At 44.9% G+C, this 24,981-nt stretch carries 21 protein-coding genes; 17 read left to right on the top strand and 4 right to left on the bottom strand.

Annotation, left to right across the window (positions count from 1 at the left end; all coding sequences use genetic code 11):
* Positions 1 to 5: 5 nt before the first annotated feature.
* Complete coding sequence (gene dat / locus J7E38_RS17185) at positions 6 to 860, top strand: D-amino-acid transaminase (protein WP_214709155.1); 855 nt, start codon at positions 6 to 8, stop codon at positions 858 to 860.
* 196 nt (positions 861 to 1,056) lie between these two features.
* A complete protein-coding gene (gene speD, locus J7E38_RS17180) occupies positions 1,057 to 1,905 on the top strand; it encodes an adenosylmethionine decarboxylase (protein WP_214709153.1) in 849 nt (282 codons plus the stop codon).
* 658 nt (positions 1,906 to 2,563) lie between these two features.
* On the opposite strand, the gene cysK is transcribed toward speD, so the two are convergent.
* On the bottom strand, positions 2,564 to 3,499 hold the full coding sequence (cysK, locus tag J7E38_RS17175; RefSeq protein ID WP_214709151.1) for a cysteine synthase A: 936 nt from the start codon (positions 3,497 to 3,499) through the stop codon (positions 2,564 to 2,566).
* A gap of 220 nt (positions 3,500 to 3,719) precedes the next feature.
* On the opposite strand from cysK, the gene thpR reads away from it, so the two are divergent.
* The 5 genes from thpR (at position 3,720) to J7E38_RS17150 (ending at position 9,460) form a co-directional block, all read left to right on the top strand.
* Positions 3,720 to 4,295, top strand: a complete 576-nt coding sequence (thpR, locus tag J7E38_RS17170) for an RNA 2',3'-cyclic phosphodiesterase (protein ID WP_214709149.1) — start codon at positions 3,720 to 3,722, stop codon at positions 4,293 to 4,295.
* Positions 4,296 to 4,331: 36 nt separating this feature from the next.
* Complete coding sequence (locus J7E38_RS17165) at positions 4,332 to 5,303, top strand: hypothetical protein (RefSeq protein ID WP_214709147.1); 972 nt, start codon at positions 4,332 to 4,334, stop codon at positions 5,301 to 5,303.
* Positions 5,304 to 5,351: 48 nt separating this feature from the next.
* On the top strand, positions 5,352 to 6,311 hold the full coding sequence (locus J7E38_RS17160; protein ID WP_214709145.1) for a diacylglycerol/lipid kinase family protein: 960 nt from the start codon (positions 5,352 to 5,354) through the stop codon (positions 6,309 to 6,311).
* Between the two features lie 6 nt (positions 6,312 to 6,317).
* A complete protein-coding gene (pulA, locus tag J7E38_RS17155) occupies positions 6,318 to 8,459 on the top strand; it encodes a type I pullulanase (protein ID WP_214709143.1) in 2,142 nt (713 codons plus the stop codon).
* Between the two features lie 227 nt (positions 8,460 to 8,686).
* On the top strand, positions 8,687 to 9,460 hold the full coding sequence (locus J7E38_RS17150) for a phosphotransferase family protein (protein ID WP_214709141.1): 774 nt from the start codon (positions 8,687 to 8,689) through the stop codon (positions 9,458 to 9,460).
* Between the two features lie 8 nt (positions 9,461 to 9,468).
* Here the strand turns inward: J7E38_RS17150 and J7E38_RS17145 are convergent, their stop codons facing one another.
* Complete coding sequence (locus tag J7E38_RS17145; RefSeq protein ID WP_214709139.1) at positions 9,469 to 9,747, bottom strand: YtzH-like family protein; 279 nt, start codon at positions 9,745 to 9,747, stop codon at positions 9,469 to 9,471.
* A 148-nt stretch (positions 9,748 to 9,895) separates the two neighbouring features.
* On the opposite strand from J7E38_RS17145, the gene trmB reads away from it, so the two are divergent.
* Positions 9,896 to 10,540 (top strand): tRNA (guanosine(46)-N7)-methyltransferase TrmB, encoded by a 645-nt coding sequence (trmB, locus tag J7E38_RS17140; RefSeq protein WP_214709292.1) that lies wholly within the window; start codon positions 9,896 to 9,898, stop codon positions 10,538 to 10,540.
* A gap of 332 nt (positions 10,541 to 10,872) precedes the next feature.
* The gene (locus J7E38_RS17135; protein ID WP_214709137.1) at positions 10,873 to 11,712 is read left to right on the top strand and encodes a YtnP family quorum-quenching lactonase; all 840 of its coding nucleotides are present in this window, start codon (positions 10,873 to 10,875) and stop codon (positions 11,710 to 11,712) included.
* Between the two features lie 32 nt (positions 11,713 to 11,744).
* On the opposite strand, the gene J7E38_RS17130 is transcribed toward J7E38_RS17135, so the two are convergent.
* The gene (locus J7E38_RS17130) at positions 11,745 to 12,059 is read right to left on the bottom strand and encodes a PepSY domain-containing protein (protein ID WP_214709135.1); all 315 of its coding nucleotides are present in this window, start codon (positions 12,057 to 12,059) and stop codon (positions 11,745 to 11,747) included.
* A gap of 201 nt (positions 12,060 to 12,260) precedes the next feature.
* Between J7E38_RS17130 and J7E38_RS17125 the strand changes: the two genes are divergently transcribed.
* From J7E38_RS17125 to murC, 8 genes are all read left to right on the top strand, one after another.
* Positions 12,261 to 13,334, top strand: coding sequence for a M42 family metallopeptidase (locus J7E38_RS17125; protein WP_214709133.1), 1,074 nt, complete (start codon positions 12,261 to 12,263; stop codon positions 13,332 to 13,334).
* Between the two features lie 64 nt (positions 13,335 to 13,398).
* Entirely contained in the window at positions 13,399 to 13,917 is a 519-nt protein-coding gene (locus tag J7E38_RS17120) for a DUF84 family protein (protein WP_214709131.1), read from the top strand.
* A gap of 171 nt (positions 13,918 to 14,088) precedes the next feature.
* Positions 14,089 to 14,592 (top strand): hypothetical protein, encoded by a 504-nt coding sequence (locus J7E38_RS17115; protein ID WP_214709129.1) that lies wholly within the window; start codon positions 14,089 to 14,091, stop codon positions 14,590 to 14,592.
* A 1,134-nt stretch (positions 14,593 to 15,726) separates the two neighbouring features.
* Positions 15,727 to 16,041 carry a thioredoxin family protein gene (locus J7E38_RS17110; RefSeq protein ID WP_214709127.1) on the top strand — a complete coding sequence of 105 codons (315 nt, stop codon included), beginning with the start codon at positions 15,727 to 15,729 and terminating at the stop codon, positions 16,039 to 16,041.
* Between the two features lie 85 nt (positions 16,042 to 16,126).
* On the top strand, positions 16,127 to 16,921 hold the full coding sequence (locus tag J7E38_RS17105) for a DUF1444 domain-containing protein (protein WP_214709125.1): 795 nt from the start codon (positions 16,127 to 16,129) through the stop codon (positions 16,919 to 16,921).
* A 205-nt stretch (positions 16,922 to 17,126) separates the two neighbouring features.
* Positions 17,127 to 20,498, top strand: a complete 3,372-nt coding sequence (locus J7E38_RS17100; RefSeq protein WP_251030375.1) for a DNA translocase FtsK — start codon at positions 17,127 to 17,129, stop codon at positions 20,496 to 20,498.
* An 84-nt stretch (positions 20,499 to 20,582) separates the two neighbouring features.
* Complete coding sequence (locus J7E38_RS17095) at positions 20,583 to 21,683, top strand: nicotinate phosphoribosyltransferase (RefSeq protein ID WP_214709123.1); 1,101 nt, start codon at positions 20,583 to 20,585, stop codon at positions 21,681 to 21,683.
* A gap of 260 nt (positions 21,684 to 21,943) precedes the next feature.
* Entirely contained in the window at positions 21,944 to 23,245 is a 1,302-nt protein-coding gene (murC, locus tag J7E38_RS17090; RefSeq protein ID WP_214709121.1) for a UDP-N-acetylmuramate--L-alanine ligase, read from the top strand.
* A gap of 319 nt (positions 23,246 to 23,564) precedes the next feature.
* Here the strand turns inward: murC and J7E38_RS17085 are convergent, their stop codons facing one another.
* Entirely contained in the window at positions 23,565 to 24,680 is a 1,116-nt protein-coding gene (locus J7E38_RS17085; RefSeq protein ID WP_214709119.1) for an aminopeptidase, read from the bottom strand.
* Positions 24,681 to 24,981 lie beyond the last annotated feature (301 nt).

The raw sequence follows: 24,981 nt of genomic DNA, 5'->3' as shown, positions 1-24,981 counted from the left end.
AGCGAATGGAATATGTAATTGTAGACGGTGAGGTGCTGGACAGGACCGAAGCCAAGGTGGACATTGAGGATAGAGGCTATCAGTTTGGCGATGGTGTATACGAGGTGATACGCATTTACAACGGGAAAATGTTCACCGGGATTGAGCATCTGAACAGGCTTATAGAGAGTGCCGAAAAAATTCGGATGAAGCTCCCATACAGCCCTGAGGAACTTTTAGTAAAAATGGAAGAGCTGATTTCGAAAAACGAAGTGGATACAGGAACCGTATACATGCAGTTCACAAGGGGAACTTCACCCCGGAACCACGTTTTTCCAGGCGAAAAAGTGGCGACAACCTTCGTTGCTTATACGCGCAAGGTACCGCGCCCTGTGGATCCAATGGAGAAAGGTGTGCGAGCTATCCTTGACGAAGATATTCGCTGGCTTCGCTGTGACATCAAAAGCCTCAACTTGCTGGGCAATTTGCTTTCGAAGCAAAAAGCGGCAGAAGCAGGCTGTTTCGAGGCCATTCTCCATCGCGGAGAAACGGTTACTGAAGGCAGCCATTCCAATATCTCGATTGTCAAAGACGGTGTGATCATCACCCATCAGGCAGACAACCATATCCTGAATGGAATCACAAGGCAAAAGGTATTGGAAATCTGCAGGAATGAGGGCATTCCTTTTGAGGAGCGAGCATATACGCTTGACGAATTGTCCTCAGCTGATGAAGTCTTCTCTTCCGGTACGACCGTCGAAGTCATGCCGGTTGTCGAGGTGGCTGGAAAACCTGTCGGAAACGGGCAGCCAGGTTCAGTCACGAGGAAGCTTCAAACTCTTTTCAAAGCAGAAATCGAACGCCAATGCGGAAATATCTGAACCTGAACCTGCGGCTTAAAAGCTGCAGGTTTTTTAGTATGGAAAAGTTCATTTCAGGCCACACCTCCTTTTGCCATCATCGCTTGCTTTGTTTTTTCTTGGCAGGAATGGGTATCATAAAAATATTTAAAACACCAGGACTGCTTTTGTTCATTCAGACAATGTACAGCAGGAAAACCGAACAGGGGGAACAGAAATGAAATTCACACCTGAACAGCATATCGAATTGCATGGATTCAATAATCTCACGAAATCATTAAGTTTTAATATGTATGACATCTGTTATACGAGGACGAAGGAAGAGCGTGAGGCTTACATTGAATATATTGATGAACAGTATAGTGCAGAACGGCTTACCAAAATCCTTACCCATGTTGCAGATATCATTGGTGCGCATGTCCTTAATGTGGCCAAGCAGGACTACGTGCCGCAGGGAGCCAGTGTGACCATCCTCGTATCCGAAGGTCCGGTCGTCGAGGTGCCGGATGAAGCGTACGACGAATCACCCGGGCCGCTGCCGGACAATGTTGTCTTGCAGCTTGATAAAAGCCATATCACCGTCCATACGTATCCAGAGTTCCACCCCGATGAAGGAATCAGTACGTTCCGCGCCGATATCGATGTCTCGACCTGCGGGGAAATTACCCCGCTGAAAGCCCTGAATTATCTCATCCATTCCTTCGAAACCGATGTGATGACGATTGATTATAGGGTAAGAGGCTTCACGAGGGATAAAGAAGGGAACAAGCTGTTCATCGACCACGACATAAGCTCGATTCAAAACTACATCCCGGAAAATGTGAAAGACCAATTTGATATGGTCGATATCAATGTCTACCAGGAAAACATTTTCCATACTAAATGCAAACTAAGAGAATTTGATTTGGATCATTATCTTTTCGGCTATACGAAAGAATCTTTGTCTCCGGAAGAAAGGGAAGAAATCACCGAGAGGATCCAGGCAGAAATGGAAGAAATCGTGTCCGGAGTGACCCTCCATTCAGGGACGATTTTTGAAGAGGAAGACGAAGAGATGGAAAAATAACACTTTAAAAGCCATGTACTGACAAAACGTAAAGGCTTCAGACGAACTATTGTTTGTCTGCAGTTTTTCATTTTGTCCGAGATAAAATGGAAAGTGCAGAAAGATACCCTTATGCGAGGGAAACCGATCACATAAGGGGAAGATAAAGGCAGAAAGATACCCTTATGGAAGGGAAAACCGATTCATAAGGGTACTATTAAGGGCAAAAGATACCCTTATGGAAGGGAAAACCGATTCATAAGGGTACTATTAAGCCTGAAAGATACCCTTATGCATGGGAAACCGCATCCATAAGGGTACTATTAAGGGCAAAAGATACCCTTATGGAAGGGAAACCCGATTCATAAGGGTACTATTAAGGGCAAAAGATACCCTTATGGAAGGGAAAACCGATTCATAAGGGTACTATTAAGGGCAAAAGATACCCTTATGCAAGAGAAACCCGGTCCATAAGGGTACTATTAAGCCTGAAAGATACCCTTATGCATGGGAAACCGCATCCATAAGGGTACTATTAAGTCCCAAAGATGCCCTTATGCCAGAGAAACCGAATCCATAAGGGTACTATTAAGCCTGAGTATCCAGATACAACAGGGTACTAAACACCCAAAGCTTCCTATATAAAAAACTCGCCATCTCATGGCGAGTCCTCTATTGATTAATCCTGAAACTGGAATAAATCGCTGGAAAGATATCTTTCACCTGTATCGCATGCGATGCAGATGACGACTTCATCGGGTCTTAGCTGCTTTGCGACATTGATGGCTGCGAAGCATGCGGCGCCTGATGATGGGCCGACAAGGATTCCTTCCTCCCTGGCGAGTCTTCTTGCGGTTTCGTAGGCGTCCTCATCTTCGATTTTATGGATCTTTTCGTACACATCCTGATTGAGGATTTCGGGGATGAAGCCTGGGCTTGTGCCAACCAGTTTATGCTTCCCTGGCTTGCCGCCTGAAAGCACAGGTGACCCTGCTGGTTCGACGACATGCACTGCCAGGTCAGGGTATACTTCTTTCAGTCCTTCGCCTGTTCCGGTGATTGTTCCGCCTGTTCCGGCTGTAGCTACGAACGCGCTAAGCGGCTTTTTCAGTTCTTCCATTGCTTCAATGATTTCTTTTGCTGTTGACTTGCGGTGAGCATCAGGATTTGCTTCATTTTCAAACTGCATTGGCATATAGCTGTCTGGTATTTCCTTCAATAACTCTTCTGCTTTCTTGATTGCCCCTGGCATTTTTTCGTCTCCAGGTGTAAGTACGACTTCAGCGCCGTAGGCTTTTAACAGGTTGATTCTCTCGATTGTCATCGTATCTGGCATGACGAGGATGGCTTTGTAGCCTCTTGCCGCTGCATTCATCGCCAATCCGATTCCGGTGTTGCCGCTTGTTGGCTCGATGATTGTTGAGCCTGGCTTCAGCTTTCCTTCATTTTCTGCTGTAACGATCATGTTAAACGCTGCTCTGTCTTTTACACTTTTGCTCGGATTGAAGTATTCAAGCTTCAGGTATACTGATGCCCCTCCCTCAGGTGCCAGACGGTTTAATTTTACCAGAGGTGTTTCACCGATTAATGCTGCAATATTATTAACGACTCTCATAAGATAGCCTCCTTGAATGTACTCGATTGCTTTAGTATTCCATCTAAGTGAATAATTGATTATCAGCAATTGAAAAATAATGTTAACCTTCTCTTTATCATATAAAAAAAGACTATTCCTATCAACTTGTAGGGATTAGAAAAGTTAATAAGGAAATTCTGCCAATATCACATGCCATTTGCTACAATAAATTCAAGCGGACGAGAAAGGGTGTTAATCATTGGGACAGCATGCTCATTTTTTCTATGCTCTGGAAGTTCCTGGGGAAGTCAAAGAAGTATTCAAGAGTCAAATCGAACACCTGCAGGAAGAATTACCATTCAAAACCTGGGTCCATCCACAGGATCTACATATCACACTGGCGTTTCTAGGAAATGCTCCCGATGACAAAATGGAAGCTGCGAGTGAACGGATTGAAGCAGCAATGAAGTTGCAGACTTCATTTGAATTGAAAATTGATCACCTGGGCATTTTCGGCCGCAGCGAAGCTCCCCGGATTTTCTGGGCGGGGCTCAAAGATTCACAGGATTTGAAGGAAGTAAGACAGGATGTGTTTTCAGCTTGCCTCGATGCGGGCTTCACCCTCGAAAAACGTCCTTTCAGTCCTCATATTACCATCGCCAGAAAATGGGTGGGGGAGGCCCCTTTTTACTCTGCAGTACTCGGAGCAGTGAACCCTTTTAAAAACGAAGAAATTTCTTTTCAGGCCGGAAGGGTCGTTTTGTACAAGACCCATCTGGGGAAAAGTCCTAAATATGAACCAATCAAACAACTCCCGCTTGCTCCCGGTGTTTAAAGCCACTGGGTAGCAGGAATGAAGGCAGGTCAATCTATGGCACAATTAATCAAACTTCAAGACTATGTATCACGCTATGCCCAGGATATTTATCTTTATCCTTCGAGATATGTCCGGCTGAAGAAAAAGCAATGGGAGGGATTGAAGGAGAAATGGGAAAACAAACCTGACCAGCCAGTTAAAGACTTCGGGAAGGAATCCTCATCAGAACTGCCTGATTCCTTCCTTGATAAAATCAAGAGCAGAATCCGCCAGCCCGGGACAGCAAAGGAAGAGGAAATTGTTCCTGAAGGCCCGGGACAAAGCGATGACCAGGACATTCTGATGGATGCCGATGCATTCGATTCGATCCGCAGCATTAAAACGGAAGATGGATTGAAGCAGCATTTCCTCGATCATTTGCTGCCATTTCAGCTGAAGTGGGCAAGCTCCACATTGACTGAAAGATCCTTTATCTCAAAAGAATTCACCCATGACCCGACCTTGAAGTTTTTGCTTCAGCGTTTTCCGGATACCTTCCTCATTTTATATAAACCTATCTTTTTGCTGAAAAAAGCGCCGGTCGAAGCAGAGCTTGTACTGATCACTCCCGCTGCCGCGATTTGTATTTCATTTATTGAAGCAGAAGAGGATGCTGCTTTTGTCGGCTCGAAGGACCGATTCTGGATTAAAAAGATAAAAAATAAGGAAACGAAAATCCTCAATCCGCTGATTGCCTTGAACAGGACGGAGAAAATCGTAAAATCTCTTTTTGATATGTACGGAGTGGATCTGCCTGTGCAAAAAGTGCTGTTGAATCGAAATGGCTACTTCGATTATCCATTGCCGCCATATGGAGTGCAGTTCATCGATAAACGAAATTTCGAGGAATGGTTCATGGCCCAGAGAGGAATGAAATCTCCATTAAAGCATATGCAATTAAAAGCGGCACAGGTGCTTCTTCAATTTTGCCAGACAACATCAGTCAGGAGACTTGAATGGGAAAACCGGACAGGGGAAGAAAAGTAAGTAATTTGCCAAGTTAAGAACCTAATAAATAGATAAAGGTTTGATCATATGGAGAAAATCTATTTCATCGTCAATCCGAACGCGAAAAATGGGAGCTGCAGGGAAATTTGGAGAAAGCTAGAGGGAGAACTCGAAACGATGGATATTCCGTACCTTGCCTTTTTTACCGAACGAGCGGGGCATGCTGAAGAGCTCGCCGGGTCAATTGCCCGGAAGTTAAGCGGCAGACAGGCAACCATCGCGGCAGTTGGGGGAGACGGTACGCTGCACGAAGTGGTGAATGGCGCAGCATCGTATCCTAATATCATTGTTGGATTCATTCCAGGCGGGTCCGGTAATGACTTTTCAAGAGGATTTGCGATTCCAAAAAAAGCAGCCGAAGCACTAGGTCTGGTGATCGACCAGAGCAATTCCCGCATTTGCGAAATCGACATCGGGAAAATCCAGCATAAGGAATTACATGAAACCTACTTCATGAATAATATGGGTGTAGGCTTTGATGCCGCAGTCGCAAAAGAATCGAACGAGTCAAGGATGAAATTGCTGCTGAACCGTGTTTCGCTGGGCAGGCTCGTCTATGTTTATATCCTAGCAAAAAAACTGCTTACATTCCGAACCATCCCGATTCATATAACGATTGAAGGGAAAGAGTTTCACTATAATGATGCATGGTTTGTGACCGTTTCAAACCAGCCATACTACGGAGGTGGCATGAAGATCGCTCCGGGGGCTCTTCCGGATGATGGGATTCTCGATGTCACTGTCGTTCATAGGATCTCCAGATGGAAGCTGCTGCTGGTTTTCGCCAGTGTCTTCTGGGGAAAACACACAAAGTTCAAGGAAGTTGTACAATATACCGGCAAGTCCATCACGATCGAATCAACGGAGCCGGTGTTGGCCCATGCCGATGGTGAAGCAATTGGGCATACACCTTTGAAAATCGATGCATGTCCAAAGGCATTAAGAATTTTAACAGAAAAAAACAATCCAGGGATACCGAGGAGTTGAAACTAAATGATTGCCATTAAAAGGGAGTTTTACGCCTATCTTGATCAAGTAGATCTCATTACAGTTTTACTGCCTTATTCCTATTTTGATGGTGACGCCAATGAGTTTCGGCTTAAAGGAGAGGGCGTTGATTTGCCTTTGGCAATCCAGGAAAAGGTATACCTTGAGGAGACAGTGAAATATATTTGCTTGACCAGTATCAGGCCGGAAATCGGAAAACCATATAAAGTATCAGATAACCATGGCGGCGAAACCGACCTGCAAATCGGTGCAGTCATCCGTACGGAGGAGTTTGACAGATTATTTTTTTACGAGGGAAAAGATCTTGGGGTCAGCTATACACCTGAAAGAAGCACGTTCAAGTTATGGGCTCCAACTGCCGGTAAAATCAGGCTGAAGCTGTTCAGGGAGGATCAGCATAATCCTGAATTCATCAATATGAAACGAACCGGAAAAGGTGTTTGGAGCATTTCTGTAGATCGGGACCTGGAGCTTTACCGTTATTCTTTCCTGGTGTGTATCAATCTCGAATGGAGAGAGGCGGTTGATCCATATGCAATCGCGTTAACGATCAATGGTGAATATGGAGTGGTGGTCGATCGAGCCAAAACAAGTGAAGTACAAGAAAGTTTTACTCCATTGAGAAATCCGGTGGATGCCATCATCTATGAAGCCCATATCAGGGATCTGACCATGCATCCGAACAGCGGCGCTTCCAAGAATGGCACCTACTTGGGCGCCGCAGAAATGGACACGAAGACCCCAATGGGGGAGAGTACCGGCATTTCTTATATACGCCAGCTCGGAGTTACCCATATTGAGCTTCTTCCTTTCCATGATTACGAAGGGGTAGACGAACGGGACATTTTTAGTTCCTATAACTGGGGGTATAATCCTGTCCATTATAATGTGCCGGACGGCAGCTATGCGACGGATCCGGAAGATCCCTACAACCGGATCACCGAACTTAAGCAGCTGATTTCAGCGGCACACAAAATGGGTCTGGGCGTCATCATGGATGTGGTCTATAATCATGTCTACATCCGGGAAGATTCCCCTTTTGAAAAAATCGTCCCCGGCTATTATTTTCGTCATGATGAACACGGCCTTCCCTCCAATGGCACGGGAGTGGGGAACGATATCGCCTCTGAAAGGCTGATGGTGAGAAAATACATTGTTGATTCTGTCCTGTACTGGCTGAATGAGTATCAGGTTGACGGCTTCCGTTTTGATTTGATGGGAATCCTTGATGTTGAGACGATGACCGCCGTCAGGAAGGCTGTGGACAGTGTAAATCCTCATATTTTGATCATTGGCGAAGGCTGGGATCTCAATACCCCGCTGCCAGTTGACCGGAAAGCCAATATTGCCAACCAGGCAAAGCTTCAGGGGATTGGCCAGTTCAATGACTGGTTCCGTGATTCTATTAAGGGCAGTACCTTTAATATTTATGATAAAGGTTATGCCCTGGGGAATGAGCGGTATCTAGAAGCTGCCAAACAGGTAATGGCAGGCAGCATTGGGATCGGCAAGCGGAAAAACGGCCTGTTCCTCCAACCGGTTCAGTCGGTGAACTATATTGAGTCCCATGATAACCATACATTGTGGGATAAGCTGAAAATATCCACTCCTGATGTGGATGATGCTATTTTGAAAAAGCAGCACAGGCTGGCAACATCGATGGTTTTGCTGGCACAGGGTATCCCATTTTTACACAGCGGCCAGGAATTTTTCAGGACAAAGAAGGGAGTCGGCAACAGCTACCGGTCTCCTGACGATATAAACTGGCTCGATTGGGACCTTCGTGATGAAAACCTGGATAATGTTAACTACATTAAAGGGATCATCGCGATACGAAAAGCGAACGAAGCTTTCAGGCTTGGCGACAGCGAGGAAATACGCAGGCGAATGGCGTTTTTGCCATTGCAGGCACCGTTGATTGGTTATGAACTGCAAGCAGGCACAGGCTGGGAAAAAATCCTCGTTCTGATCAACCCTTCAATGGACCAGCAGCTGGCCGAACTCCCGGAAGAGGCAAAATGGAATGTCCTGGCTGACCATGAAAATGCCTCGGCACAGCCATTTCGCCATATGGAAGGGAATAAGGTCCTGCTGGAGCCCTGCTCACTGTCCGTAGTGGCAAAATAGCAGGGTCCTTGATTTGATAACTTTTTCACAATATTAATTTAGTGCTGTTGGGGTTGACGTACCGAGCCTTCGGGGATAAAATTTATAAGATAGCTATTGTGTGTATTTTTCTATCAATAGCTGTCTTTTTATTTCCGATAATAAGTACAACGGTGATTTTTGATTTTATAAAATCCATTTCCGGTTTTCAGCACAAGGGAAATAGTGATAAATGAAGGTGACTAACTTTGGAACATTTATTTGGACAGGATTGGGAGATCGTTCCTGCTGGCGGCGCAACCGGTGCTGCCTATTTTGCACAGCATGAAGAACAAAGGCTGTTTTTAAAACGAAATTCATCCCCTTTTCTTGCTGTACTCTCCGCAGAAGGAATCGTACCCAAGCTTGTTTGGACTAAAAGGTTAGAAAACGGAGATGTTATAACGGCGCAGCAGTGGATGAACGGAAGAGAGCTGAAGCCCGGGGATATGAACAATGACCGTGTGGCCAGGCTGCTAAAGAAAATCCATGCTTCAGATCCGCTTCTTGGGATGCTCACCAGGCTGGGAAAGAGTCCGCTGAAGCCCGAGATGTTCCTTCAAGCCCTAAATGAAGACTTGGATGTGGAACTGCGTAAGAAGCCTGCAGTCATTGATGCGATGAAGTTCCTGACTAAATATGTCGGGGATGTCGACTTTGCTGAAAAAGTGGTTTGCCATTGCGATGTGAATCATAACAACTGGCTGCTTACCGAAGACAACCAGTTGTATTTAATTGATTGGGACGGCGCGATGATCGCTGATCCTGCCATCGATCTTGGACTTCTCCTCTATTCTTATATACCACTGGAGGAATGGGAAGCCTGGCTGGACAAGTACGGAATCAGCCTGACAGAGAATCTCCGGCTGAGGATGAAATGGTACGCGTTCGCCCAGTCGCTTTCATCGATTCAATGGCACAAGAACCAGAACCGCATTCCAGAGATGGAAAAATGGATTGATTTTTTAAAGGCACTTTTTTAATTTTTTTTTTAAGAGAATTGACCGATATCATCCACCCATTGTGATAACTGGTTCCGATTCGTCTCGATATGCTGTTCCAGGTCGGAGGCGTTGACGCCGTTCTGGCTATACTGGTAGACATCCTGGAGAATCGATTTGATGTTGCCATCCACATTCGTGTTGACCATCAGCGATTTGATCAGACGTTCCAACTGTTGATACTCTGCAACCGATCCGCAGCAGTCAGTGTGCTGGTTGCTTAATATATCCTTTAATAAATTTACCTGGTCATGGTGGCTTAAAGGCACGATGATCACCCTTTCTTTTAAAAGGAATTCACATATAGATTGTGGATTCCTTTTTCCGTTTATGCAGCCGGGAGAAATTTCACCCTTGAAAACAGCTGGGTTGCATGATATTGTTTGAAACGAATGAAAATAGTACAGAGGTGTCATGATGAGACTAAGAAACAAGCCTTGGGCTAAAGATAAATTGAAGGAATACTCGAATTTTGTGATCCAGGAGCCGGAGCAGCACCGGGAAAAATGGGGAGAGGTTTTTGAAAAGGACCAGCCGCTCCACATCGAAATCGGTACCGGGAAAGGCCAATTCATTACAGGGATGGCCAAAGCCAATCCTGACGTTAACTATATCGGCATTGAACTGCAGGAAAGCGTCATTGTCAGTGCACTGGACAGGCTGATTGAAGAAGATTTGCCAAACTGCAAACTGATGAATGTGAACGGGGCGGAACTTGCCAAGTATTTTGCAAGCGGGGACGTCGACAGGGTTTATTTGAATTTCTCAGACCCATGGCCAAAAACACGCCATGAAAAACGCAGACTGACGTTCAAATCTTTCCTTGAAGTTTATGAATCCATCCTTGTGAAGAATGGTGAAATCCACTTCAAGACCGATAATCAGGGCTTGTTCGAGTATTCGCTCGTAAGCTTTTCACATTACGGAATGAAGCTGAATTACGTCAGCCTCGACCTGCACAACAGCGATTTCGAAGGCAATATCATGACAGAATACGAAGAGAAATTCTCGTCACGAGGCAGCCGGATTTACCGCTGTGAAGTGCAATTTATTTCAAAATAATGAAGACGACCGAACCGGCGATTTTGCATCGACCGGTTTTTAAATTGGAAAAAAAACGTGATAATTTCCAGTTCGCCAATAAAATTTTATTTTCGCCAATAAAGCAGCGGAAATCGCCAATAAAAATTAATTTTCGCCAATAAAATCTGAAAATCGCCAATAAAAATAAATTTTCGCCAAAAAGATTATGACTCCGCCAATAAAAAGAATTCCAATGGGAATGATGCCTCCTAAAATGAGCATCCTTCCATGTGTAAAGTCAAAATAGAAGTTGAATTATTTAAAGATTTAAAATTCCAGTGATACAATCATAAGAAAAAGGGGGATTGGCAATGGAAAACCTGGAGCTTGGAAATGTTAAGCTGAGGTGGCTGAATGGCGGGGTGACCCACCTGGATGGCGGCGCGATGTTTGGCGTCGTACCGAAACCGCTTTGGACTAAAAAATATGAAGTCAATGACAAAAACCAGATCGAGCTGCGGACAGATCCGATACTGATTCAGGCAGAGGGAAAGAATTTCCTCGTTGAAAGCGGGATCGGAAAAGGGAAATTCAATGAAAAGCAGAAACGAAATTTTGGTGTCCTTGAAGAATCAAGCCTTGATGCCGAACTGGAACGACTGGGGCTGACTGCCGCTGACATTGACTATGTTTTAATGACGCATATGCATTTTGATCATGCCTGCGGATTGACGAAAGTGGTCGATGGTGAGCTGGTATCTGTTTTCCCAAATGCGAAAATCATCACTTCTAAGGTCGAGTGGGATGAAATGCGCAATCCGAATATCCGTTCAAAGAGTACATATTGGAAAGAAAACTGGCAGGGGATTGAGCAGCAGGTAGAGGCTTTTGATAAAGAATGGTCGTTTGGGCCGATTAAGATGGTGCATACAGGAGGACACAGTGATGGCCACTCGATACTGATCATTGAGGATGGAGATTCAACCGTAGTCCACATGGCTGATATCATGCCGACCCATGCCCATCAGAATCCGCTCTGGGTGATGGCGTACGATGATTACCCGATGGATTCGATTTTTGCCAAGGAGAAGTGGCTTGAATATGGTATCAGCCGGGACGCCTGGTTCACTTTTTACCATGATTCGGTGTACAGGGCTGTCAAGTTCGACCAGGACGGGAAAATAACTGAAAGCATTGAAAGAAAAAAATAGACCTGCCGCGGCAGGTCTGGATTTTTTTCGTCTCAATTTAATGGGTAAGCATCCAGGATGGCTCCGGTTGATGCATCTGCGATGAATTCAAATTGCTCAACCTTGCCGTCAACATTTCGTGAAATCCCGCCTTTGTAAACCTGGTATTCAATTGGCGGTTTGGAGTAAGGTTCAACCGTCATATTGATCCATGAACCGCTGATGGGCCCGGATTTTTTAAAAGCGGCCTTTGCGTCATTCAGTACTTTATCAGCTGAGACTGTTTCTTTTTGTGAGGCAAGTTCCTTTACAGCGTATGCACCAGCAAGGCCGGCACCAACGCCGAGGACAAAGGCTTTCCAGTTCATAGTCAAGTACCTCCAAGGTTATATATGGAATTTCAAGTTATCTTCATCATAACAAATCCATATGCTGGAGCAAAGGATTAATGACCGCACAATTCGTTGAGTGTCAGGAATAAGACTGGCAAGCAAAGGGAATGTTCTGTAAAATGGATGGTATAAATAATGTTTAGCAAACCTAAACTTTTTTTGAAAAGGAGCAGTTAAATGAACGAGCAAACATTAAGCCTGTTTAAAACTTTGACAGAGTTGCCTGGAGCACCGGGTAATGAGCATGCTGTACGCAAATTCGTGCGCGAGCAGCTTGGACAATATTCAGATGAATTGATCCAGGATAAATTGGGAAGTGTGTTTGGCGTGAAGAAGGGAAATCCGGATGGCCCGAAAATCATGGTCGCCGGACATATGGACGAAGTTGGCTTCATGGTCACCTCGATCACGAAAAACGGGATGATCCGCTTCCAGACTCTGGGCGGCTGGTGGAGCCAGGTGCTTCTTGCACAACGCGTCCAGATCATCACGAACAATGGACCAGTTACTGGGGTAATCGGATCGATTCCTCCTCATCTATTGGATGAGTCGAAGCGCAACAAACCGATGGAAATCAAGAATATGCTGATTGACATCGGTGCAGATGATAAGGAAGATGCGATTAGGATAGGTATCAAACCAGGGCAGCAAATCGTGCCAATCTGTCCGTTCACACCGATGGCAAACGAAAAGAAGATTCTCGCGAAAGCATGGGATAACCGCTATGGCTGCGGCCTGGCAATCGAACTGTTAAAAGAAACAAAAGACATCCAATTGCCAAATATGCTGTACTCCGGTGCGACTGTCCAGGAGGAGGTCGGCTTAAGAGGCGCTCAGACGGCTGCCAATATGATCGACCCGGACATTTTCTTTGCCCTGGATGCAAGCCCGGCCAACGATATGTCAGGAGATAAAAATGAATTCGGCCAGCTTGGCAAGGGAACCTTGCTGAGAATTCTTGACCGCTCAATGGTCACGCACAGAGGCATGAGGGAATTCATCCTCGACATGGCTGAAACCCATGATATTCCTTACCAGTACTTCGTTTCCCAGGGTGGAACCGATGCAGGAAGAGTCCATACTTCCAATCAGGGAATCCCGAGTGCGGTCATTGGCATCTGCTCACGCTATATTCATACTGCAGCGTCCATGATCCATGTCGATGACTATGCGGCAGCGAAGGAATTGCTCGTCAAACTTGTCATGGCGGCTGATAAAACAACGGTCGAAACCATCAAAAATAATAGTTAATCTACTCTAAATGAGGAGCAGCTGATCACTGCTCCTTTTTCATGGATGAAAGGTGGAAATGGATATGAAAGTGGCAGTAGGTTCAAAAAATCCAGCAAAAATCAATGCAGTTAAGGCAGCGTTTAAAGAAACAGATTTTGAGATTGTCTCCATTGATGCTGAGTCCGGGGTAAGCGACCAGCCGATGTCAGATGAGGAAACCATCAAAGGTGCTGTCAACAGAGCCATCGCGGCTGCTGAAAAAGGAGAAGCGGAAATTGGCATTGGCCTCGAAGGCGGAGTCCAGCAAACTCCATACGGACTGATGCTTTGCAATTGGGGGGCTCTGGCAGTGAAAGGGATGGAGCCGGTAATTGCGGGAGGAGCGAGGATTCCGCTTCCTGATGAAGTAGCACAGCAGTTGTTGGCAGGTTCCGAACTCGGACCAGTGATGGACGATTACGCCAAAAAACAAAATGTCCGTAAAAATGAAGGAGCGATCGGGATTTTTACAAATGGACAAATCAACCGCAGCGAAATGTTCACACATGTAATGAAGCTGCTCGCCGGACAATATGAATATAAAACGGATAAGACAGTCTAAACAGGCTGTCTTTTTTTTACAAAAATATGGTGAAAATAAAGATTTATCGACAAATTTCTGAAAAATGTCTTAATTTCCAACAAAAAATGCTTGTGAAGCCTTGTCACCCATCAAACAAGCAAGGTATGATAGAAACGGAGTGGTTAAGTCCTTAGCAAGGGGGAAAAAAGTATGATGAAGTTCAGAAGGGCATTTGGGCTCGTTATAGTAGGAGTATTTCTGCTGAGCGGTTGTTCTGCCCAGTTTTCAGAGCAAAAGGCTGAAATAAAAAAAGAAGTTTCAAATACATTTGAAGCGCAGCCTGAAAAAACGAATAATAGTGCAAAAGACATAGATTATTACTTGCCATCCGATTTTAAGGTTGAAGAGGAAACGCCAAATAATGTCCTGATCAATAATGGATCAAAAACCTATATTCTTTTTTATAACCAACATGAAAAAGAAGACAGTAAAGTGGTCTATGATTCCACTGTGAAGCAGCAGAAGGAATGGGAGGCCAATGAGACATTCAGTAAAAATGGCAAATTTGGCTATATGCTGGTCAAGCAGCTGAAGGAAAAACAGTATCAATTAATTGTCGGCATCGGCGGCGTCAAGCTGACCACAGAAACCGAAAATGTAAAAGAAGACGCAGAAGCCATGATGGCAATCGCGAATTCTGTGAAAGTAAAATAAACATCGCCTATACGCTGTCTGAAGCTAATATAAGTTCAGACAGCTTTTTGTTTTTTTTACGGGGGAGTTGTCCGAAGTGGAGGTTGGTTCAGACAGATTTTTGTTTTTTTACGTGAAAGCTGTCCGAAGTGGAGGTAAGTTCAGACAGCTTTTTGTATTTAACCGCTAAAGTTGTCCGAAGTGGAGCTGTGTTCAGACAACTTTTTGTGATTACGTGTAACAGTTGTCCGAAGCAGAGCCAGGTTCAGACAGGTTTTTGTATTTTCGCTCCAAAGCTGTCCGAAGCAGGGCCAGGTTCAGACAGCTTATAGGATTTACCCGCTAAAGCTGTCCGAAGTGGAGGTAAGTTCAGACAGCTTTTTGTATTTAACCGCTAAAGTTGTCCGAAGTGGAGCTGTGTTCAGACAACTTTTTGTGATTACTTGTAAAAGTTGTCCGAAGTAGAGCCAGGTTCAGACAGGTTTTTGTAATTTCGCTCCAAAGCTGTCCGAAGTAGGGGGAAGTTCAGACAGCTTTTAGTATTTTCGCCTCAAAGCTGTCCGAAGTAGAGCAAGGTTCGGACAGCTTTTTGGATTTACCCGCTAAAGCTGTCCGAAGTGGAGGTAAGTTCAGACAGCTTTTTGTATTTAACCGCTAAAGTTGTCCGAAGTGGAGCTGTGTTCAGACAACTTTTTGTGATTACTTGTAAAAGTTGTCCGAAGTGGAGCCAGGTTCAGACAGGTTTTTGTATTTTCGCTCCAAAGCTGTCCGAAGTAGAGCAAGGTTCAGACAGGTTTTTGTATTTTCGCCTCAAAGCTGTCCGAAGTAGAGCCAGGTTCAGACAGCTTTTTGGATTTACCCGCTAAAGCAGTCTGAAGTAGAGCCAAGTTCAGACAGGTTTTTGAATTTCCACACAAAAGCTGTCCGAAGTAGAGGTGGGTTCAGACAGCTTTTTGGATTTTCACCTCAAAGTTGTCCGAAGTAGAGCAAGGTTCAGACAACTATTCGTATTTTTTCACCTAAGTTGTCGAAACCCAATTGCTGCTATTGCAGGTCCCGGTAATAATATCTTCTCGTAATCAGATTAGTTTCTTTTTTCACCAGGCATGGGTACAATAAGAAAAGTAAAATGAGATTTAACCGGGAGGTACCAATATGAAAACCTTGGAGTCAATGGAACAATTCGAAACGTTGAAAAACGATGGAAAACATATATTTTTATTTACGGCGGGCTGGTGCCCGGACTGTCGTGTGATCGAGCCAGTCTTGCCTGAAATTGAAAGCAAGTACAGTGACTATGAATTCGTCTCTGTCGATCGTGATGACTTCATCGATTTGTGCATCCAGCTGGATGTATTCGGCATTCCAAGCTTTCTTGCTTATGAAAATGGCAAAGAGCTTGGCCGGTTTGTCAGCAAAAACAGAAAAACACAGACTGAGATTGAAAACTTTATTGAAGGTCTTGCTTAATTCTTTCCCTCCATCTTTTGAGGTGGAGGGAAATTTCATGTAAAATGAGTTGCAGAAACTCCTGGAGAAGTGGAGGGATACAACAATGGACAGCAGAAAAATGCGTAAAGAACTTGAAAACCGCCTGCAGCATCCGGACCGGACTTTTTCCTATGACCGGGAAAAGGATCAGTTAAGGATTGAAAATAAAAACACTGGACGCGGCATTACGATTGCATTGCCGGGGATTGTCGCCAAGTGGCAGGATCATAAAGAAAAGGCGATTGATGAGGTTGTCTACTATGTTTCGGAAGGCTTGAATGCGATGGAAAGCCAGCTTGAGCTGTCAGGCAAGGAAAAGAACATCTTCCCTGTCATCCGCTCGACGTCATTTCCATCGGAAGCAGAGGAGGGCACACCTTTCCTATATGATGATCATACCGCGGAAACAAGGATCTATTATGCTTTGGATTTAGGCACTACATACAGGCTGATTGATTCAAAGCTTTTGAAAAAAGAAGGATGGTCAGCGGGCCAGGTCCGTGAGACAGCTTTGTTCAATGTCCGTTCGCTTTCTGTGAAGCTGAAAGAGGACCGTGTGGCCGATAACACCTTTTATTTCCTCAATACCAATGACGGCTATGATGCGAGCCGGATCCTGAATACGAGCTTTTTGAATGAAATGAAGAAAAGAATGAAGGGAACCATGGCTGTGGCCGTTCCCCACCAGGATGTCCTGATCATCGCTGATGTGGAGAACAACACAGGCTATGATATCCTGGCCCAGATGACCATGAGCTTTTTTGCGAGTGGAAGGGTACCAATCACTGCCTTAAGCTTTTTATATGAAAATGGAGAATTGGAACCAATCTTCATATTGGGTAAAACAAAAAAGGAATAGGATAGACAGAAGATGAAAGCCCGATAATACGGGCTTTTTTCCTTTATGTACTTATGATGTAAGGTTTTGTAAATAACTGAGCCTAAAGTTGATTCTTCCCGGAGAATTCTTCTCGTAAAAAATGCTCATTCTTTCAATTTATCTCGAAAAATATTGATTTACTGTTAAAATAAAGAATGAAATGCGAAAGAAAGAGTGATTAAAATTGAGTTGGATTAAAAGAATTTTTACGATGTTCCAAAATGATGATGATGAATTTGATGATATTGAGAGAGAACAGCCAGTCCAAAAATTGGTCAAACAAGATCGCAGCCCAAAGAAAGATCTTGAGGCAAAGGTTTTATACCAGTATCCAAAGGGGCAGTTCCGGTTCCCTTTAATTCCCGATGGTGAACCTGGAAATGAGAATCCGAGAAAAGTACGGAAAGAAAGGGTTGGCCCAGTCGAAGAAATAAAGCCTTTTATCAATGAAAAAGGCTCGTTCAGTTTTAAAAATGACAGCATCACCCGGCAGGATTCCATCCAGAGACCGCGCCGGAAATCTGTAGAGGACTCGAAGGAAACACACAGAACAGAACGAGCAGGAAAAGTGAAGGAACCTTTGAAGACTGGAAGAACAGAGGAAACTCCTTCGAAATTCCGCTATGAACCGAAAAAAGGCAGCGGACCGAAATTCACGCAGCCGTTCAAGCCAACAGAAATTCCGTCACCAATTTATGCATTCAACAGACCGCCAAGGAAAGAGCAAACTCAAAAGAGCCTGGAAGATGTAGAGTATGAATTGACCGGATTTGAAAAGGCTCAGGAAATCAAAATATCACAAACTGTTCGTAGAGATATTGATTTTATCCAAAACGGGCCGATTCAGCCAGAACAGCCAGAACAGCCAGAACAGCCAGATCAGATGGTAATGCAGGAAGGAATTCTGCTAGAGCAGCCGAATCGGGTTGAAAAGCAGGAAGGAATTCTGCTAGAACAGCAAGATCGGGTTGAAAAACAGGAAGGAATTCTGCTAGAACAGCAAGATCGGGTTGAAAAGCAGGAAGGAATTCTGCTAGAGCAGCCAGATCAAACTGAAATGCTGGAAGGAGTTCTGCCAGAACAGCCAGTTCAGATTGAACAGCAGGAAGAAACTTTGCTAGAACAGCCAAATCAAATTGAAATGCAGGAAAACCTTCTGGAACAAGATCGATACATAGAAGATGACCTTGCAGAAACTCAGGATATCAAGGTATCTGAAATAGAGGATGATATTGCTCAGTTCAATTTGGAAACAGAAGCACTTGAAGTAATCCTACATGGTGAAGAAGAGCAAGAGAGTGATGATCAAGTTTCCGCAATAGGCCCGTTATATGGGAACGAGGTTGAGGAAGACGATCAAAACAAGCCTGAATCTGCAGCAGTCGATTCAGTTACAGAAGTATTGATTCCTCGTCAAATTGAACCCGAGTCGGCAGAAGTTCTTGAGGAGTCAGAAGTATTCGTTCCTCGTGCTGAAGAAGTGGATGGGGACGTACAGGAAGTGATAGAGCTGACCGCTCCATCATCGGAAAATCCTGTGTCTCAGCAAACCATCGCAGAGGCACAACAAGAAGATGCCCCTCAGCCAAACGCAGCAGAAGAGGCGATATCTTATAAAGAGCCAGTTCAGCCTAATGAAGCAGAGGAAAGCTCACTGCCTGAAAACTCAACCGAAGAGTCTTCAGGGCAGGAAGAGGAGAAGCCGGCAGAACCGAAAAGGCAGCTTCCTTTCAATGTCCTCATGCTTAAGCAGGATAAAAGAAAATGGGAAGCACGCAATATGTCCAAATATCCTTCTTTTATGACAGATGGCAGAAAAGCTGAGGCACAACAGCAGCCAACGGAAGACATAAAGGGAGTCCATGCAAAAGCAGCAACTGAGGAATCTGGATCAGCTGGTGCCGCTTCTACCAACGTTGTCACGCCTGGAAATCAGCCAGTCGAGGCAAGTACTGATGCCCAGTCATTCGAAGGTGAGGCACAACCAACAGCACAGGAGAACGTGGCTCCAGTGACAGTACGAGAAGCACAAGGAGTACAAATGCATAAAGGAAGCCAGCCGTCGCCAGAGTTGGTACCTTCTTCGGTCGTGGCAGAAGAAAAGGCACCTTCTGAAGTCCAACCGGCAGCGGTATATGACTTCCCGCCTCTTGATCTGTTGAATCCGCCTGTGTTCAAGGCTCCGGATCCGGAATGGCTTTCAGAACAGGAACATATGCTCAATGAGACTTTAAGGAATTTCAATGTTGGCGCAAGAGTGGTCAACGTGACACAGGGACCATCTGTTACCCGATTTGAGGTACAGCCTGAGCCTGGAGTGAAGGTCAATAAAATTACCAATCTTTCTGATGATATCAAGCTAAGCCTTGCGGCGAAGGATATCCGGATTGAAGCGCCTATTCCTGGGAAGCACACAATTGGGATTGAGGTGCCGAACCATTCGAGCAGGCCGGTATTATTGAGTGAAATTTTACAGTCCGCAGGGTTTATGGATCTTGAATCTCCGCTGTCGGTGGCTCTTGGACTTGATATCGCCGGAAATCCAATCGTCACTGACCTGAAAAAGATGCCGCACGGATTGATTGCCGGTGCGACCGGTTCAGGTAAGAGTGTCTGCATCAATACAATGCTGGTCAGCCTGCTTTATAAAGCACATCCGGATGAGGTGAAGTTGCTGCTGATTGACCCGAAAATGGTTGAATTGGCACCTTACAACCGAATTCCTCACCTGGTAAGCCCGGTCATCACTGATGTAAAAGCAGCGACAGCCTCACTTAAATGGGCTGTTGAGGAAATGGAACGCCGTTACGAATTGTTCGCACATACAGGTGTCCGTGATATCAGCAGGTTCAATGAACTTGCCGAGAAGCATCGCAGATTTTCTGATAAGCTTCCGTATATCGTCATTGTCATCGATGAGCTGGCCGATTTGATGATGATGGCACCTGGTGATGTCGAGGAGGCGATTTGCCGGATTGCCCAAAAAGCGCGTGCCTGCGGTATTCACTTAATCATTGCGACCCAACGCCCGTCTGTTGATGTCATTACAGGTTTGATTAAAGCGAACGTCCCTACAAGAATAGCGTTCTCTGTTTCCTCACAGGTGGACTCAAGAACGATCATTGATATCAGCGGAGCCGAAAAGCTTCTGGGCAGGGGGGATATGCTGTTCCTGGAAAATGGTTCTTCCAAGCCATTCCGTCTGCAGGGCACCTTCGTAACCGACAATGAGATTGACGACATTGTTGCCTTTGTCAGGGAGCAGCGAGATCCAAACTACTTGTTTGAACAGGATGAACTCCTGAAGAAAGCCCAGGTGACTGAAGACGAAGATGAACTTTTTTATGAAGCATGTGAATTTGTCATCGATCACGGAGGCGCCTCTACTTCAAGTGTCCAGCGCCGTTTTAAAATCGGATATAACCGCGCGGCAAGATTGATTGAGATGATGGAGCAGCAAGGATTCATCTCCGAAGGCAAGGGAAGCAAGCCAAGGGACGTCCTTATTACTGCTGCGGACCTTGAGTCGCTCCAGGAAACTAGTACATTCAATTAATAAATGGTATTCTTTATTAGCATGTATTTAATAATAAGGAATAACTGATATAGAAGTTGCGTTGTTATTGAAGGAGCTTTTTGGATGAAAGAAATTGAATTGAAAATGCAGGGGAAAATCAGCCGACTGACCAATCATACATTCAAGTTTGATGAGAGGATCCGGGATGGCTGGTTTTCAGCCGTGTATTTTCTCAAGACTCAGGAGCTAGTGAAGAAATACCATGAAGACAATATCATCACCATGCAATTTTTCCAGAAAGATGAGGCAGTCCTTTGCGGAACAGATGAAGTGATTGCCCTGGTAAAAACCTTTGCCGAACGTCCTGAAGAACTTGAGATATACTCATTGAAGGATGGAGATAAAATTTCTCCATTCGAAACGGTCCTGACAATTACCGGTCCTTACCAGAGTTTTGGTTATCTGGAAGGAATCATTGATGGCATCCTGGCCAGAAGGACATCTGTGGCAACGAATGTTTATAATGTTGTCAAGGCTGCAAGCTATTCTGGCAAGCAAAAGCCGGTGATCTTCATGGGGGACCGTGACGATCATTATACGACACAGGCTGGAGATGGATATGCTGCCTACATTGGAGGCGCCACAGCACAGGCCACACACGCGATGAACGAGTGGTGGGGCAAGCATGGTATGGGAACGATGCCTCATGCATTAATCCAGATGTTCGACGGTGACATCGTGGCCGCTACCAGGGCTTATCATGAAACCTTTCCGCATGATGATCTGATTGCGCTGGTGGATTATAATAATGAAGCGATTACAGATTCATTGAAAGTCGCGAGGGAATTCGGGGAAAAGCTAAAGGGAGTAAGGGTTGACACTTCCCGTACGATGATTGACCAGTATTTCCTCCGCAACCAGCACCTGCTTGGAACATTCGATCCTCGAGGCGTGAATGCTGAATTGATTTTTGCGTTAAGAAAAGCCCTTGATGACGAAGGGTTTAACCATGTGAAAATTGTCGTAAGCGGCGGCTTCAGTGAAAAAAGGATTCTTGAGTTCGAAAAGCATCATGTTCCCGTCGACATGTATGGAGTTGGCGGCAGCCTTTTGAAACTGAAAATTGGTTTTACCGGTGACAATGTGATGCGGAATGGAAAACACCAGGCGAAATCAGGGAGAAGGTTCCGACCCAACCCTCGTCTTGAAAAAGTTGAATTCTAATCTCGGGCCGAAGTTTAACAGACACTTACTTAGGGAAAAAGTAAATTTATCATGATTACGGTTTTATAATAATTTTGAAATAAGAATGAAACTGTGTTATTTACAGTATTGATGTTATAATGATTCAATACATGAGAGATAGGATAGATAAGATTGCGTTGGTTCGTGCGGCAGTTTCTAAAGGGAGACAGGCCAAATGAGCAAAACAGGATATCTGTCATATACTGTGTTACATACAGACGTTGTTGGAGGTTCTTTATATGACTATTTACCATTTTGTAGGTATAAAGGGGTCTGGAATGAGTGCTTTGGCTCAAGTTCTCCATGATATGGATTATCAGGTACAGGGCTCCGATTATGACAAGCACTTTTTTACCCAGGTGGCCCTTGAGAATTCTGGAATAAAGATCCTTCCGTTTAATAAGGAAAATATACAGCCTGGGATGACAATCATTGCCGGCAATGCCTATCCGGATACCCACGAAGAAATTCAGGAAGGAATGAAACTTGGCCTTCCAATCATCAGGTACCACCGTTTCCTTGGTGATTTCATGCAGAACTTTACGAGTGTGGCGGTTACCGGGGCACATGGCAAAACATCGACTACAGGTTTGCTTGCGCATGTAATGAGGGGTGCCAAACCAACATCCTTCCTGATTGGTGATGGAACCGGGAAAGGTGACAAGGATGCTCAATACTTTGTATTCGAAGCCTGCGAGTATCGCCGTCATTTCCTTTCCTATTTCCCTGATTACGCCATCATGACGAATATCGATTTTGACCACCCGGATTACTTCGCCAATATCGAGGATGTCTTCTCGGCTTTCCAGGAGATGTCATGGCAGGTCAAAAAGGGTATTTTCGCATGTGGTGACGATGATCAGCTTCAAAAAATCCAGGCGAAGGTGCCAGTCGTATTTTATGGCTTTGGGGAGGAAAATGATTTCCAGGCTCGGAATATCATTAAATCAACAAGTGGGACTACCTTTGATGTCTTTGTCCGGAATACATTCTATGACACTTTCTCGATCCCGGCATTTGGAGACCATAATGTGCTGAACTCACTTGGGGTCATTGCATTATGCCATTATGAAAATATCGACTCGAAGGTCATCCAGGAGCAGCTTGAAACGTTCGAAGGCGTTAAAAGAAGATTCTCTGAAAAGAAGGTTGCGGACCAAATCATCATTGATGATTACGCCCACCACCCAACAGAAATCAAGGCTACAATCGATGCGGCAAAGCAGAAGTATCCGGATCGTGAAATAGTTGCTGTTTTCCAGCCGCATACCTTTACAAGGACCCAGGCATTCCTTAATGAGTTCGCCGAAAGCCTGAACAAGGCAGATAAAGTGTATCTTTGCGAAATCTTCGGCTCAGCCCGTGAGATTCATGGAAAATTATCAATTACTGATCTAAAAGAGAAAATCGACGATGCTGATATTATCACTGAGGACCATACAGAATTGCTGAAGGAACATGACAATGGAGTCATCCTGTTCATGGGTGCAGGCGATATCCAGAAGTTCCAGGAAGCATATGAAAAGCAATTGCAAGTTTAACACGAAAAGCGTAAGCGCCTTGGTCAGCCCCGACAAGCGCTGGAGGTCCTGCCAGTGAAGTCGTTCTTTGACTTCATTGGCAGGACCGAAATCGAAAAGTATAGCCGACTGCTCAGAAACGCAGAAACTGGAGACTCCGACAAAGAAGCGCTTTTTGCTTCTGCGGGCGGAGTTGAAGTTTCGGAGTTTCTAGGAGGCGACACTAGCCAAGCGTCTCGAGGGGCTAGGCGCTGAAGCTGGACAATTATCGAAGAAAAAAATTAATACTTACTGATACTCAAAAAGGATGCGGCCAAGTGAGCCGCATCCTTTTTTAGTGTTATTTTAAATTTTCGGGATTTAAGCCTTCCAGTTCCGGAATGACAAATCGGCCGTCTTTTCGGATGAGAACATCATCAAAATAGATCTCTCCGCCACCGTAATCTGGGCGCTGGATATTGACCATATCCCAGTGGATGTTGGAATGATTGCCATTGAATGCATCATCATAGCATTGTCCTGGTGTAAAGTGGAAGCTTCCATCGATTTTTTCATCAAACAGGATGTCCTGCATCGGGTGGAGGATGTATGGATTTACGCCAATCGCGAATTCTCCAACATATCTTGCTCCTTCATCGGTATCGAAAATCTTGTTAATTCGATCTGTATCATTCGCTGTCGCTTCGACGATTTTTCCATCCTTGAAGGTCAGCTTCACATTTTCAAAGGTGAATCCCTGATATGGGGAAGGAGTATTGTATGTGATCACACCATTGACCGAATCACGGACAGGTGCTGTATAAACCTCGCCGTCAGGAATGTTCAGCTCGCCGGCACATTTTACAGCCGGAATATCCTTGATTGAGAAAGTCAGGTCTGTCCCTGGTCCAGTGATTCTTACCTTTTCTGTGCGATTCATCAACTCTGCCAGGCTGTCCATTGCCTTGTCCATTTTGCCATAATCAAGGTTGCAGACATCGAAGTAGAAATCCTCGAAAGCTTCGGTGCTCATTTTCGCAAGTTGTGCCATGGCTGAGTTTGGGTAGCGAAGGACAACCCATTTCGTTTTTGGAACACGGATGTCACGATGGACCATTTTGCCAATTGTACCGCCATGGATTTTCATTTTGTCTGCAGGGACATCAGCATGTTCGTTGATGTTATCACCTGAGCGCAGCCCGATGTAGGCATCCATTTTACTCATTACGTTGGCTTCGAAGTCAGCAATCATGTCGAACTGCTCCTGCTGGGCACCCAGAAGCAATGCCCGGTCCACCTGGTGGTCCTTCAAGGATACGAACGGATAACCGCCAGCCTCGTAGGCTTCTTTAACCAGGGCGGTAACAAGCTCGCGCTGAAGGCCGAAGTTTTCGATCAGGACTTTTTCTCCTTTTTGAAGCTTGACAGAGTAATTGATCAGGTTTTTCGCCAGTTTCTGTATACGTGGGTCTTTCAAATGAATCACTCCTAAGTATGTAAAATTAAACACATAATCATATTGTAACCGAAACGCCGAAATTTGTGCTCAATTCCTTTTTAAGAGTTCTGACAGTTTGGACTGGTAATGGGAAAAGGCTGTCAAAAAAATGGGATCTTGACAGGTTGAGCTTCTTAAGCGGAAAAGCTGTCAAGAAAAGCATGGAATCTTGACAGATTGAGTGGGTGGAGGGGAAAAGCTGTCAAGAAAAGCATAGGATTCTGACAGGTTGAGCTGGTGAAGAAGGAAAGCTGTCAAAAAAAGCATGGAATCTTGACAG

Origin of the sequence: Bacillus sp. ISL-35, from assembly GCF_018613355.1 — a bacterium.
Lineage (GTDB): Bacteria > Bacillota > Bacilli > Bacillales > Cytobacillaceae > Mesobacillus.
Note: the sequence above shows the minus strand (reverse complement) of the source record. Positions and strands in the feature narration are given on the sequence as shown.